12 protein-coding genes are annotated in these 12,420 nt (G+C 71.0%); 4 read left to right on the top strand and 8 right to left on the bottom strand.

What is annotated here, in order from left to right:
• The first annotated feature begins 48 nt into the window (after positions 1–48).
• Positions 49–1,515, top strand: a complete 1,467-nt coding sequence (gene pdxR, locus AC1RGU_RS24465; protein WP_492698476.1) for a MocR-like pyridoxine biosynthesis transcription factor PdxR — start codon at positions 49–51, stop codon at positions 1,513–1,515.
• Between the two features lie 9 nt (positions 1,516–1,524).
• Here pdxR and AC1RGU_RS24460 read toward each other — a convergent pair whose 3' ends face one another.
• Positions 1,525–2,001: an Lrp/AsnC family transcriptional regulator gene (locus tag AC1RGU_RS24460; RefSeq protein WP_159274176.1), complete on the bottom strand. Its 477-nt coding sequence runs from the start codon at positions 1,999–2,001 to the stop codon at positions 1,525–1,527.
• Between the two features lie 119 nt (positions 2,002–2,120).
• Here AC1RGU_RS24460 and AC1RGU_RS24455 point away from each other — a divergent pair, with 119 nt between their 5' ends.
• Positions 2,121–3,419 (top strand): aspartate aminotransferase family protein, encoded by a 1,299-nt coding sequence (locus AC1RGU_RS24455; RefSeq protein ID WP_492698474.1) that lies wholly within the window; start codon positions 2,121–2,123, stop codon positions 3,417–3,419.
• Here AC1RGU_RS24455 and AC1RGU_RS24450 read toward each other — a convergent pair.
• Positions 3,416–4,468: a sugar phosphate isomerase/epimerase family protein gene (locus tag AC1RGU_RS24450; protein WP_492698472.1), complete on the bottom strand. Its 1,053-nt coding sequence runs from the start codon at positions 4,466–4,468 to the stop codon at positions 3,416–3,418. The two genes, AC1RGU_RS24455 and AC1RGU_RS24450, sit on opposite strands and share 4 nt — an antisense overlap.
• Before the next feature lie 105 nt (positions 4,469–4,573).
• Between AC1RGU_RS24450 and AC1RGU_RS24445 the strand changes: the two genes are divergently transcribed.
• Positions 4,574–5,461, top strand: a complete 888-nt coding sequence (locus AC1RGU_RS24445) for a gamma-glutamyl-gamma-aminobutyrate hydrolase family protein (protein ID WP_492698471.1) — start codon at positions 4,574–4,576, stop codon at positions 5,459–5,461.
• 25 nt (positions 5,462–5,486) lie between these two features.
• Here the strand turns inward: AC1RGU_RS24445 and AC1RGU_RS24440 are convergent, their stop codons facing one another.
• The 3 genes from AC1RGU_RS24440 to AC1RGU_RS24430 are packed head-to-tail and all read right to left on the bottom strand — an operon-like array spanning position 5,487 to position 9,542.
• Positions 5,487–7,010, bottom strand: a complete 1,524-nt coding sequence (locus AC1RGU_RS24440) for a class I adenylate-forming enzyme family protein (RefSeq protein WP_492698469.1) — start codon at positions 7,008–7,010, stop codon at positions 5,487–5,489.
• Positions 7,011–7,027: 17 nt separating this feature from the next.
• The gene (locus tag AC1RGU_RS24435; RefSeq protein WP_492698468.1) at positions 7,028–8,668 is read right to left on the bottom strand and encodes an acyl-CoA dehydrogenase family protein; all 1,641 of its coding nucleotides are present in this window, start codon (positions 8,666–8,668) and stop codon (positions 7,028–7,030) included.
• A 37-nt stretch (positions 8,669–8,705) separates the two neighbouring features.
• Entirely contained in the window at positions 8,706–9,542 is an 837-nt protein-coding gene (locus AC1RGU_RS24430; protein ID WP_492698466.1) for a thioesterase family protein, read from the bottom strand.
• A gap of 72 nt (positions 9,543–9,614) precedes the next feature.
• On the opposite strand from AC1RGU_RS24430, the gene AC1RGU_RS24425 reads away from it, so the two are divergent.
• Positions 9,615–10,247 carry a TetR/AcrR family transcriptional regulator gene (locus AC1RGU_RS24425; protein ID WP_492698465.1) on the top strand — a complete coding sequence of 211 codons (633 nt, stop codon included), beginning with the start codon at positions 9,615–9,617 and terminating at the stop codon, positions 10,245–10,247.
• Positions 10,248–10,256: 9 nt separating this feature from the next.
• Here the strand turns inward: AC1RGU_RS24425 and AC1RGU_RS24420 are convergent, their stop codons facing one another.
• The 3 genes from AC1RGU_RS24420 to AC1RGU_RS24410 all read right to left on the bottom strand — a co-directional run bounded on the left by AC1RGU_RS24420 (position 10,257) and on the right by AC1RGU_RS24410 (position 12,388).
• Positions 10,257–10,436, bottom strand: coding sequence for a hypothetical protein (locus AC1RGU_RS24420; RefSeq protein WP_062480395.1), 180 nt, complete (start codon positions 10,434–10,436; stop codon positions 10,257–10,259).
• Between the two features lie 95 nt (positions 10,437–10,531).
• Positions 10,532–11,413, bottom strand: coding sequence for an N-formylglutamate amidohydrolase (locus AC1RGU_RS24415; protein ID WP_492698463.1), 882 nt, complete (start codon positions 11,411–11,413; stop codon positions 10,532–10,534).
• Between the two features lie 12 nt (positions 11,414–11,425).
• Complete coding sequence (locus AC1RGU_RS24410; RefSeq protein WP_062480391.1) at positions 11,426–12,388, bottom strand: tripartite tricarboxylate transporter substrate binding protein BugE; 963 nt, start codon at positions 12,386–12,388, stop codon at positions 11,426–11,428.
• Positions 12,389–12,420 lie beyond the last annotated feature (32 nt).

The raw sequence follows: 12,420 nt of genomic DNA, 5'->3' as shown, positions 1-12,420 counted from the left end.
AATAGGATTGCAGGCGGCTCTTCAAAAGAACCACAATTGGCAAAGATCATGGAGCCACTTTTCGAGCTTGCCCTGCGCCTGCCGGCCGCCGGTTCGCGCGACCTGCTGCGCGCGCTGCACCGCCAGCTGCGCGACGCCATCCTCGACGGCCGGCTGCAGCCCGGCGCGCGCCTGCCCGCCACGCGCGCGCTGGCGCAGCGGCTGGGCGTGTCGCGCAACACCATGCTGGCGGCCTACGACCTGCTGCTGAGCGAGGGCTACCTGCTGGCGCGCCCGGGCTCCGGCACCTACGTGGCCGACACGCTGCCTGCGTTGCGGCGTGGCCGGCCCGCGCCCGAGGAGGCGGGCGCCGCGCCCCGGCGCGATCCGCGGCTGGTGCCGCTGAACGTGCCCGGGGCCGACCTCGCCCCCACGCTGCAGCCGCGGGCCGCGCGCGACGACTTTCGTGTCGGCCTGCCCGATGTCGGCGCCTTTCCGTTCGACATCTGGCGCCGCCTGTCCGACCGCGCGCTGCGCCGCGTGGCGCGCCAGACCGCCGACTACGCCGACCCCCAGGGCCAGGGCGCCCTGCGCGAGGCGATTGCGGCGCACGTGTCGTTCACGCGCGCGGTCGGCTGCACGGCCGACGACATCGTGGTCACGGCCGGCGCGCAGCAGGCCTTCGGGTTGCTCGCGCGCATCCTGGTGGTGCCGGGGCGCACGGTGGTGGCGGTCGAGCAACTGTTCTATCCCTCGCTGCGCGAGGCGATGCTGGCGGCCGGCGCGAAGGTGGTCACGGTGCCGACCGACAACGAAGGCCTGTGCGTGGACCGCATCCCGCCCGAGGCGCGCGTGGTCTGCGTGACGCCCTCGCACCAGTTCCCCACCGGCGTGGCGATGTCGCCGCCGCGCCGGGCCGCCCTGCTGGCCTTTGCGCGGGCGCGCAATGCCGTGCTCATCGAGGACGACTACGACAGCGAGTTCCGCTTTGCCGGCCGTCCGCTCGACGCGCTGCAGACGCTCGACCGCGCCGGCTCGGTGTTCTACGTCGGCACCTTTTCCAAGAGTCTGTTTCCCGCGCTGCGCCTGGGCTTCGTGGTGGCGCCGCCCTGGGCCCGCGCGGCACTGGTGCGGGCGCGCGAGCTGGCCGACTGGCACGGCCCGGTGCTCGGGCAGGAGGCGCTCGCGGCCTTCATTGCCGAGGGGCACCTGGCGCGCCACATCCGGCGCATGCGCAAGCTGTACGGCGCACGGCGCAGCGCCCTGCTCGACGCGCTGGCGCGCCACGGCGCGGGCCGGCTGGAGGCGATTCCGTCCGATGCCGGCCTGCACCTGTCGGCCTGGCTGCACGGCGGCGCGCGCGACCATGTGGTGGTCGAACGCGCCGCGGCGGCCGGCATCACCTTGCCGCCGCTGTCGCGCTTCGCGCTCGACCCGCAGGCGCCCGATGCGCCCAACGGGCTGGCCTTCGGTTTCGGGTTGATCGCCGAGTCGCAGATCGACGGCGCGATCCGGCGGCTGGTGCGCCTGCTGTAGCGCGTGGGATCAGGCGCTGTCCAGCGGCAGCCGCGTCGTGAACTTGGTGGTCGACAGCACGATGTCGCTCGAGTAATTCTCCAGTTCCAGCGCGTCGCCCAGCTGCTCCTGCGCGAAGGCTTGGTAGTCGGGCAGCGAGCGCGCGCAGATCACCAGCACGAAGTCGGTCTCGCCGGCCACGCAGTGGCACTGCAGCACCTGCGGCAGCGCATGCACCTTGCGCTCGAAGGCCCCGATCGCCTCGCGCGTGGTGCTGCGCAGCGACACGCGCGAGATCACCAGCACCGGAAAGCCCACGCGCGCGGCATCGAGGATCGCCACCTCCTCGCGGATCACGCCCGCGCGCCGCAGCCGCTGCACGCGCTTGAGGCAGGCCGAGGGCGAGAGGTTCACGCGCTCGGCCAGCGTCTGGTTCTGCAGGCCCGCGTCGGCCTGCAGTTCGGCCAGGATGCACTGGTCGATGCGATCGAGGGTGCCGGTTTTCATGGTGCCGCCAGTGTGGCGCAAGGTGCGCGCAATCGGCTTCGTTTTCGGGCCTGCACAACGACACCGGATTTCGCGGCCGATGGCTACGCTGGGGCTCCCCGACGAACAAGGAGCATCCGATGGCCGAAGGCGCAACCTACGACCCCGTGGTCAGCAAGCACCTCGTGCGCTACGGCATGGGGCTGAGCCCGCATGTCATCGTCAAGGCGCGCGGCGCCACGCTGTGGGACGCGCAGGGGCGCGAGATCCTCGACTTCACCTCGGGCCAGATGTGCGCCACCATCGGCCACAACCACCCGCGCATCGTCGCGGCCATCGAGAAGGCCTGCGAGGGCGCGCTGCACCTGTACAGCGGCTTCGTCGGGCCGGCCGTGCCGGCGCTGGCCGGGCGGCTGGCGGCGATGCTGCCGCCGTCGCTGTCGAAATCGCTGTTTTTGTCCACCGGCGGCGAGGCCAACGAGGCCGCCGCGCGCATGGCCCGCGTGACCACCGGCCGCTACGAGATCGTGGGCCTGAACGGCGGCTGGCACGGCGTGAACGGCGGCATGGCTGCGCTCACCTTCGCCGGCCGGCACCACGTCGACTACGGGCCGCGCAAGCCCGGCACCATGTCGATCCCCGCGCCGAACTGCTACCGCTGCCCCATCCGCCATTGCCGCGACGCCTGCGACACCACCTGCCTCGATGTCGGCTTCGACATGGTCGATGCGCAGTCCAGCGGCTCGCTCGCGGCCTTCATTGCCGAGCCGGTGCTGAGCTCGGGCGGCGTGATCGTGCCGCCCGTCGGCTACTTCCCGAAGCTGCAGACCAAGTGCCGCGAGCGCGGCATGCTGCTGATCCTGGACGAAGCGCAGACCGCCTTCGGCCGCCTGGGCAGCAACTTCGCGTTCGAGCAAATTGGCGTGGTGCCCGACTTCCTCACCGTCTCGAAGACGCTGGGCGGCGGCCTGGCGATCGGCGCCACGGTCACCAGCGAGGCGATCGAGCAGGACTGCCACGAGAAGGGCTTTGTGCACGTCACCTCGCACGTGTCCGACCCGCTGCCGGCCGAGGTCGGGCTGGCGGTGCTCGACGTGCTCGAGGAAGAAGGGCTCAACCAGCGCGCCGCCGCCATGGGCGAGCGCCTGAGCCGGGGCCTGGCCACGCTGAAGGCGCGGCATGAGGTGATCGGCGACGTGCGCGGCCACGGCCTGCTGCAGGGCGTGGAACTGGTGAAGGACCGCGAGACCCGCGAACCCGACGCCGAGCGCGGCCGGGCCATCACCGACGCCTGCATGGCGCGCGGCCTGAGCATGAACATCGTGGCCGTCGGCGGCATGGCGGCCGTGTGGCGCATCGCGCCGCCGTTGAACGTGAAGCCGGAGGAAATCGATCGCGGCCTCGAAATCCTCGACGACGCGATCCGGGCGGTGAGTTAGATCCCGAGCATCCGCCGGTTCGCCGCCACGTCCGCCCCGCCGGCCGCGAAGTCGTCGAAGGCGCGATCGGCCACGCGGATGATGTGGTCGCGGATGAAGGTGGCGCCTTCGCGCGCGCCGTCTTCCGGGTGCTTGATGCAGCACTCCCATTCGAGCACCGCCCAGCCCGGGAAGTCGTACTGCGCCATCTTCGAGAAGATGGCCTTGAAGTCGACCTGCCCGTCGCCCAGCGAGCGGAAGCGCCCGGCGCGGTTGATCCAGCTCTGGAAGCCGCCGTACACGCCCTGCTTGCCGGTCGGGTTGAACTCGGCGTCCTTCACGTGGAAGAGCTTGATGCGCTCGTGGTAGTGGTCGATGTAGGCCAGGTAGTCGAGCTGCTGCAGCACGAAGTGGCTCGGGTCGTACAGCAGGCAGGCGCGCGGGTGGTTGTTCACGCGCTCCAGAAACATCTCGTAGCTCACGCCGTCGTGCAGGTCTTCGCCGGGATGGATCTCGTAGCCCACGTCGACGCCCACGGCGTCGAAGGCATCGAGGATCGGGCGCCAGCGGCGCGCCAGCTCGTCGAAGGCCTCCTCGATGAGGCCGGCCGGGCGCGGCGGCCACGAATACAGGTACGGCCAGGCCAGCGCGCCCGAGAAGGTCGCGTGCGCCGTGAGCCCGAGATTGGCCGAGGCCTTGGCCGCATGGTGCAGCTGCTGCACCGCCCACTGCTGGCGCGCGACGGGGTTGCCGCGCACCTCGGGCGCCGCAAAGCCATCGAAGCCCGCGTCGTAGGCCGGGTGCACCGCGACCAGCTGGCCCTGCAGGTGGGTCGAGAGCTCGGTGATCTCCAGGCCGTGGCCCGCGAGCGTGCCCTTGATCTCGTCGCAGTAGGTCTTGCTCTCGGCGGCACGCTTGAGGTCGATGAGGCGCGTGTCCCAGCTGGGGATCTGCACGCCCTTGTAGCCAAGGCCCGCGGCCCATCCGGCGATGGCGTCGAGCGAGTGGAACGGGGCCGAGTCGCCCGCGAACTGGGCCAGGAAAATGCCCGGCCCCTTGATCGTCTTCATGCGTGTCTCCTGATGCGCCGCACAGCATACTTCGGGGGTTCGGCTGACACACGACCGAAGTTCGATGGGCGCACAATGAACTTTGTCCACAGGGAACCCATCGACATGTCTCAGCCTGTCGCCGCCCGGCTCAAGATCGGCTTGTCCGCCTGCTTCTCGCACGCCGACCCGGCCCGCTCGCTTTTCACGAACAAGACGCTGCAGTACGTCGAACAATCGATCGCCCACTGGCTCATGTCGGCCGGCGCGATGGTGGTGATGGTGCCCTGCCCCACGGGCGCGACGGCGCGCGGCGACACCAAGCTCTCGCACTACGCCGAATGGCTCGACGGCGTGGTGATGCACGGCGGCGCCGACGTCTGGCCCGGCAGCTACGGCGAGGAGCCTTTGAAAGACGCCTGGATCGGCGACCAGATCCGCGACCTGTACGACCTGGCGCTGGTGGAAGCCTTCGAGCAGGCCGGCAAGCCGATCTTCGGCGTGTGCCGCGGCCTGCAGCTGATCAACGTGGCCTTCGGCGGCACGCTCTACCAGGACATCGAGGAACAGCACGGCCACCCCGAGACGGTGCGCCACCGCGACCCGGTGACCTACGACCAGAACTTCCACCAAATCGAGATCGTCGAAGGCACGCGCCTGTCGAAGCTGTTCCCCGAGGTGCGCACGGCGCGCGTCAACAGCATCCACCACCAGGGCATCAAGGGGCTCGCGCCCGGCTTCGAGGTCGAGGCCTGGAGCCTGCCCGACCGCGTGCCCGAAGCCATCCGCCGCCGGCCCGAGAAGGGGCGCGGCTACATCGCGGCGACCCAGTGGCACCCCGAGTTTCACAAGTACGGCAGCACCGAGACCGTGGACGACACGCCGATCCTGCACGACTTCCTGTGGGCCTGCGCCACCGCCCGCGTGGCGCCGCGCACCAGCATGCGCGAGATGCAGGGGCGGATTCGCAACCGGGCGGCGCGGTTGCTGCGGCAGGCGTTGTTGCGGCGCTGACGGCGCTGCGGTTCGGGGCGCGTGCTCAGGCCGCGTCGCGCAGCAGGTGCTTCAGCAGCTTGCCCGTCGCCGTGCGCGGCAGGCTCTCGCGCACTTCGAAGATGCGCGGGATCTTGTAGCGCGCCAGCCGGTCCTCGAGAAATCGCACCAGCTCGCGCGCCTCGAGCGCGCGCCCGCCGCGCGCCACCAGCACCGCCGTCACGGTCTCGCCCCACTCGGGGTGCGGGCGGCCGATGACGGCCACGTCCTGCACGTCGGGGTGGGCGCCCAGCGCGTCTTCCACTTCCTTCGAATAGACGTTCTCGCCGCCCGTGATGATCATGTCGCGCAGCCGGTCGACGATGAACAGGAAGCCGTCCTCGTCCACCCGCGCCAGGTCGCCCGTGCGGTACCAGCCCTGCGCGTCGAAGGCCTCGGCGCTCGCCTGCGGGTTGTCGAGGTAGCCCTGCATCACGGCCGGCGAACGCAGGTGGATCTCGCCGACCTCGCCCGCGCCGCAGCGCCGGCCGTCGGGGTGGCGCACCTCGATCGCCACGCCGGGCACGCCCGCACGGCCGATCGAGCCGGCCTTGGCGATCGCGTCTTCCGGGTAGAGCACGGTGCCCAGCGGGCCCGATTCGGTCATGCCGTAGACCTGCACGAAGCGGTCGCTGCGGTAGCTGTCGGCCAGCTTGCGCGCCATGTCGGCGCCGAGCGGGCCGCCGCCGTAGGCCCACAGGCGCATCGCGCTGAAGTCGTAGCGTTGCACGTCGGGCACCACCGACAGCGGCGCCAGGAAGGCGATGGGCGCGCCGAAGGTGAAGGTGATGCGTTCTTCGGCCAGCGTGTCGAGAAAGGCCTTGGGCGCGTACTCGCGCAGCAGCACCACGGTGCCGCCCATCAGCAGCGTGCCCAGCAGCCAGTTGTTGAGCGGCGACGAATGCCACACCGGCATCGCGACCAGCGTGCGCTCGTTGCGCGACAGCGACATGCCCGCCGCCGTGCACACCGCCGCCATGAACACGTTGCGATGGCTGTGCAGGCAGCCCTTGGGCTTGCCGGTGGTGCCCGAGGTGTAGAGCACCTGGGCCAGCGTGTCGGTGCCGGGCGCCGGGGCGCTTGTGTCGTCACCGCCCAGCGGTGCGGCCTGCGCCGTCATGTCGTCGAACATCGGCAGGCCGTCGGCGGCGCTGTCGGTCGCGAGCCAGTCGCAGCGGTGCGCGATGCGCGCGGCGACCTGCGTGGCGAGCGTGCCGTCGGCCACGCACAGGCGCACGCCGGCGTGCGCCAGCACGTAGTCGATCTCCGGCGCCTGCAGCTTGTGGTTGACCGGCACCACGGCCGCGCCGAGGCGCCAGGCGCCGAACATCGCGGCGACGAAGCCGACCGTGTTGAAGCACAGCAGCGCGACCTTGTCGCCAGGGCCCACGCCCTGGTCGCGCAGCACGGTGGCGGCGCGGCGCGAGAGGTCGGCGAACTCGGCGTAGGTCCAGGCGCGGCCTGCGGCGCGCAGGCATTCGTGGGTGGGCTGGGTGCGGGCGTGCTGGTCCAGCAGGGAAACGAAATCCATCCGGGTCGGCTCCGTGCTCAGTGCCAGGCGGCGCGCACCAGCGCCGCGGGGTCGCTGGTGCCGGCGCTGATGCCGGTCACGGGGCCCCAGTCGGGATCGAAGCGGCTCGACACGAACGCGGCCGCCGCGAGCGGGCTCGCGTGCTGCAGCATCAGGCCGGCCTGCGCCGCGCGCACCAGCCGCTGCGTGAAGCGGCGCGCCTGGCGTTCCAGGTCCTGCGGCGCCAGCTGCACCATCTGGCGCAGCGCCTGCACCTCGGCCTGCAGGCGCGCTTCGCCGGCGGTCACTTCCTGCAGGTGGTCGAGCACGAGGTGCGCGTCGTCGGGGTTGCGCGACACGGCGCGCAGCACATCGAGGCACATCACGTTGCCCGAGCCTTCCCAGATCGAGTTGACCGGCGCCTCGCGGAACAGCCGGCCCATCGGGCCGTCTTCCACGTAGCCGTTGCCGCCGAACACCTCCATCGCCTCGCCGGTGAGCGCCACCGCGCGCTTGCAGTTCCAGAACTTGGCGGCGGGCGTGAGCAGGCGGCGCCAGGCGGTGTCCAGCGGCGCGGGCGAGCCGAAGCGCGCGGCCAGCTCCATCGCCAGCAGCGTGGCGCTCTCGGTTTCGAGCGCCATGTCGCCCAGCAGCTCGGTCATCACCGGCTGGTCGACCAGCGCCTTGCCGAAGGCAAAACGGTTGCGCGTGTAGTGCAGCGCTTGCGCGAAGCCCTGGCGCATGAAGCCGGCGCTGGCGAGCGCGCAGTCCAGGCGCGTCACGGTGGCCATCTCGATGATGGTCGGGATGCCGCGGCCCTCGTCGCCCACGAGCACGCCCCAGGCCTCCTTGAACTCGACCTCGCTGCTGGAGTTGGAGCGGTTGCCGACCTTGTCCTTCAGGCGCTGGATGTGGATCGCGTTCTTGCTGCCGTCGGGCCGCCAGCGCGGCACGAAGAAGCACGAGGAGCCGTGCTCGTCGGTCTTGGCCAGCACCAGGTGGCCGTCGCACATCGGCGCCGAGAAGAACCACTTGTGGCCGGTGATGAGGAACTCTTCGCCCCACGGGCCGCTGCCGGCCGGCACGGCGCGCGTGGTGTTGGTGCGCACGTCGCTGCCGCCCTGCTTCTCGGTCATGCCCATGCCGACGGTCATCGAGGTCTTGCCCTCGAGCGGGATGTCGCGTGGGTCGTGCACGTGGGCGGCGAGCTTGTCGCGCAGGTCGGCGTACAGCGCGGCGTTGCGGCGCATCACGGGGATGCAGGCCTTGGTCATGGTGGTCGGGCAGGTGGAGCCCGACTCGATCTGGCTGTGCATGTACAGCGAGGCGCCGTAGCCCACCCAGGCCGAGGGTCGCTCGTCGAAGAACGGCAGGTTGGCGATGCCGTTGCGCCGCGCGATCGACATCATGGTGTGCCACGCGGGATGGAACTGCACGCTGTCGATGCGCGTGCCGGTGCGCGAGTGGGTGTGCAGCTCGGGCTCGTGGCGGTTGGCGTCCTCGGCGGCGCGCAGCGTGGCCTCGGCGCCGTACTCGGCGCCCTGGCGCACCAGCTCGTCGTCGCGCCAGGCGGCGCCGCCGCGCCCCACCGCGCCGCGCAGGGCGGGGTCGCTGGTGTAGACGTTGTAGTCCTTGAGCTCGGGGACCTGGTTGTCGGGGTGGATGCCGGGAATGGTCATGGCGTTGTCTCCGTGAAGCGGTGAAAGAGGGGCGTGTTCAGGTGGCGGCGGCGCGTTCGCGCACCACCAGCGTCTGGGTCGCGAGGCCGATGAGGCCACGCGTGTCGTACAGGTGGGACACGGTGAGGCCCGCGCCGCCGGCGTGCATCTCGGTGCTGGCGCGCAGGCCGATCCACTCGCCCTCGGGCACGCGGAACAGGTTCAGGCTCAGGTCGGCGTTCGAGAACAGGAAGTCGGCGGGCGACAGCACCCAGCTCAGGCCGTTGCCGAAGTCGGCCGCCGCCGCCGCGCGCATCGCGGGCGAGGTGGCCACGCCGCGCACCAGCGGCACCGCCAGCCGGAACCACGCGGCGCCCGCGCCGGGCTGCGCGATGTCGCCTTGCGCGAGGCGCGATTCGACCGCGGTCTGGTGGAACGAGAGGCCGTCGGGCAGGCCGGGAATGCGCAGGCGCTCGGTGCAGTCTTCGGGCCGCGGCAGCAACTCGCGCGGCGCGTCGCCCGCGGGCAGGTTCGCCGGCAAGGTCAGCGGCGAGGTCTTCAGCAGCAGCGCGTGCGCACGGGCCACCACCGTGTCGCCCGCGAGCAGGTCGATGCCCACGCGCACCGTGGCGCGCGAGGCCTGCGACTGCGTGCGCGTGACCAGCGGCGCCACCGGCACCGGCTTCACCAGCTCCAGCGTGAGCCGCGCCAGCTGCCAGCCGGGGCCGGGCGCGGCGCGTTCGGCGATGTGGGCGAGCAACGCGGCGGGCGCGCCGCCATGCTGCGCGCGCGGGTCCCACGGGCCGCGCGAGAGCGCGTCGGGCAGCCACGCATCGCCCTCGCCGGTGTAGACGGCGGGGGGCGTTGTCTCGGGGGCGCGGTCGGGCGAGGTCATTGCAGAATGCCTTTCGATGGGATCAAAAATTCTAGGAACAACCCGCCCGCGAGGTGTTCGGGTTCGGCGGCCATGACCGGCGCCCGCGCACCCGCCGTCGCCCCGAGGAGGAAGCCGCGCCAGTCCCGCGCGCGCCACACCTCGCAGGCGCTGCAGGAAGCCTTTGTTCGGCTTTTGGTCGAGAAGGGCTACGCCGCCACCACGATCCGCGAGATCGTGGCCGTGGCGGGCACGGGCCTGGGCAGCTTCTACGAGTACTTCGAGAACAAGGAAGACCTGGCGCGCGTGTGCCTGCACCTGCGCTCCAAGGCGCTGCTGCTGGACATGCGCGCGGTCGTGGCCGCGAACGAAGGCCGGCCGTGGCGCGAGATCGTCGACGCGGTGATCGATGCGCAGCTCGACGCGCACCGCACGCAGCCCGTGGCCTGGGGCGCGCACTACCTGCTGGAGCGGCACCTCTCCAGCCCCGAGGCCTACCGCAAGATGTACGACCGCTTCGTGGCCGAATGGGTGGGCGTGCTGGACGCGGCGGGCGATGTGAAGGCCGACGGCCCGCAGAAGAAGGAAGCGGCGCGCGTGTGCCAGACCATCATCTACGGCCTGGTCGCGCACACCCACATCGGCACGGGCGGGCGGCCCGACCTGCAGACGCTGTCACGCCAGTTGCGCGATGCGCTGCGGGGCTACCTGGCGACGGTCGCCTGAGGCTCTCGCTCAGCGCGACGACTTGTTCGTCGTGCCGCTGACGCCGGCGTCGATGGTGCCGAACACCGTCACGCCGCTGCCCGATGAAGACGTGGAGGAGGACGAAGACGGCGACGGCGCGGTGCCGGCGCAGCCCGAGACCAGCAGACCGGTCGCAAGGACGGCGAGGGCGGCAAGGATCGACTTCACGGCAGGACTCCAGAAAACTAAGGACGTCCCACTATAGGCCGGGGCCCCCGGCCGCCCTGTAACAAAGACACCAGCCCCTGCAGGGGCTGCGTCGTTCAGCCTGCCACGCGCGGGTCGGTCGCCAGCAGCATCTCGACCATCGAACGCAGGTCGGCCTGCAGCCGCGTGGCGCCGGCCTCGTCGAGCGCCAGCGTGGCCTCGTCCATGTAGAGCTTGCGGTTGATCTCGACCTGGATGCTGTGCCGGTTCGCCGCCGGGTCGCCGTGCCGGCGCACCAGCTCCACGCCCTTGTACGGGTGGTTGTAGTCCACGCTGTAGCCGCGTGCGCGCAGGTGTTCGCACAGCCGCTGCGACAGCGCCGGGTCGGCCGTGCTGCCGTCGCGGTCGCCGATCACGAAGTCGGCGTGCGCCAGCCCCGGGAAGTCGGTGGCGTGGCTGCCCGCGATGGCGGGCATCGAGTGGCAGTTGATGTGGATGCTGTAGCCGTGCCGCGCATGCGCGTCGTCGATGGCCTGCGCCACCGCCGCGTGGTACGGGCGCCAGCACTGGTCGATGCGCTGGCGCACCTCGGCCACCGTGAGCGGCCGGTCGTAGATCGGCAGGCCTTCGTCGGTGAGCTTCCAGATCAGGCCCTTGCCCAGGCGCACTTTCGACAGCACGCGCGGGTCGGTGGACACCGGGTCGGTCCACGGGCCGTCGAGCATGGTGGTGTCGACCTCGGTCATGTCGCGGTTGGCGTCGAGGTAGCTGCGCGGAAAGTGCGCCTCGATCCAGGCGGCGCCCATGTCGCTCGCGAAGGCGTAGAGCTTCTCGACGTGGGTGTCCTCGGCCCGACGCAGCGTGGCGAGCTCGCACACGGGCCGGAAGTCCTCGGGGTAGACGGTGCCGCTGTGCGGGGAGTCCAGCACCAGCGGGGTGTGCCCGGCGACGCTCGTCACCTGGGCGCGGGTTTGAATCAGTTTCAGGACTGGATGCATAGGCGGTGTCGGTCAGTCCAATCGGATGCGCGCGAAGGCGGCCACCTTCTTCATCTTCTCGATCTCGCTCGCGATCTGCTTCGTGAACTCGGCCGGCGTGGTGCCCGAGGCGTACAGCCCCTGCAATGCCAGGCGCTCGCGCACCGCGGGGTCCTTCAGCGCCGTGGCCACGGCCTGCTGCATGCGCAGCACCAGCTCGGGCGGCGTGCCGGCGGGCGCGATCATGCCGAACCACGAGGGGTCGTTGCTGGCCGCGTAGCCCAGCTCGCCATACGTCGGCACTTCGGGCAGCACGTCGAGGCGGCCGCTCCAGGACACGGCCAGCGCCTTCAGCTTGCCGGCCTTCACGTGCGGCAGCGACGAGGCCACCTGGTCGAAGTACACCGGCACCTGGCCCGCGAGCACGTCGTTGATGGCCGGGCCCGCACCGCGGTAGGGGATGTGCACCATCGAGGTTCCGGTGCTGCTCTTGAACAGCTCGCCCCACATGTGGCCGATGGTGCCGTTGCCCGGCGAGGCGTACGACACCTTGCCCGGGTTGGCCTTCAGGTACTTCACGAGTTCCGCGAAGCTGCCCACCGGCAGCACGGCCGGGTTGATGACGATCACGCCCGGCGCCTTCACCAGCTCGGTCACGGCGGCAAAGCCCTTGATCGGGTCGTAGGGCAGCTTCTGGTACACGGCCGGGTTCACGCCGTGCGTGGACAGCGTGGCCACGCCGAAGCTCAGGCCGTCGGGCGTGGCGCGCGCCAGCTCGGCCATGCCGATCGAGCCGCCCGCGCCGGCGCGGTTGTCGATCACCACGGGCTGCTGGAGGATCTTGGCCAGGGGCTCGGAGAGCACGCGGGCCGTGATGTCGGTGGCGCCACCGGGCGGGAAGGGCACGACCAGGCGGATCGGCTTGCCTTGGGCAAAGGATATTCCTGGGGCGAAAGAAACGGCAGCCAGGGTGGAGAGGAAATGACGACGTTGCATGAGGGTTCTTCCAATGGAACGATGAGTGAATG

It is taken from the genome of Variovorax sp. GW823-FHT02B07 (genome assembly GCF_058797695.1).
This window is presented reverse-complemented; position numbering and strand designations above follow the sequence as displayed.

Coding starts and splice junctions, on each gene's coding strand:
- AC1RGU_RS24455 (WP_492698474.1), top strand. CDS start 2,121: ATGGCCGAAGGCGCAACCTACGACCCCGTGGTCAGCAAGCACCTCGTG.
- pdxR (WP_492698476.1), top strand. CDS start 49: ATGGAGCCACTTTTCGAGCTTGCCCTGCGCCTGCCGGCCGCCGGTTCG.
- AC1RGU_RS24435 (WP_492698468.1), bottom strand. CDS start 8,668: ATGACCATTCCCGGCATCCACCCCGACAACCAGGTCCCCGAGCTCAAG.
- AC1RGU_RS24415 (WP_492698463.1), bottom strand. CDS start 11,413: ATGCATCCAGTCCTGAAACTGATTCAAACCCGCGCCCAGGTGACGAGC.
- AC1RGU_RS24450 (WP_492698472.1), bottom strand. CDS start 4,468: ATGAAGACGATCAAGGGGCCGGGCATTTTCCTGGCCCAGTTCGCGGGC.
- AC1RGU_RS24425 (WP_492698465.1), top strand. CDS start 9,615: ATGACCGGCGCCCGCGCACCCGCCGTCGCCCCGAGGAGGAAGCCGCGC.
- AC1RGU_RS24410 (WP_062480391.1), bottom strand. CDS start 12,388: ATGCAACGTCGTCATTTCCTCTCCACCCTGGCTGCCGTTTCTTTCGCC.
- AC1RGU_RS24440 (WP_492698469.1), bottom strand. CDS start 7,010: ATGGATTTCGTTTCCCTGCTGGACCAGCACGCCCGCACCCAGCCCACC.
- AC1RGU_RS24460 (WP_159274176.1), bottom strand. CDS start 2,001: ATGAAAACCGGCACCCTCGATCGCATCGACCAGTGCATCCTGGCCGAA.
- AC1RGU_RS24445 (WP_492698471.1), top strand. CDS start 4,574: ATGTCTCAGCCTGTCGCCGCCCGGCTCAAGATCGGCTTGTCCGCCTGC.
- AC1RGU_RS24430 (WP_492698466.1), bottom strand. CDS start 9,542: ATGACCTCGCCCGACCGCGCCCCCGAGACAACGCCCCCCGCCGTCTAC.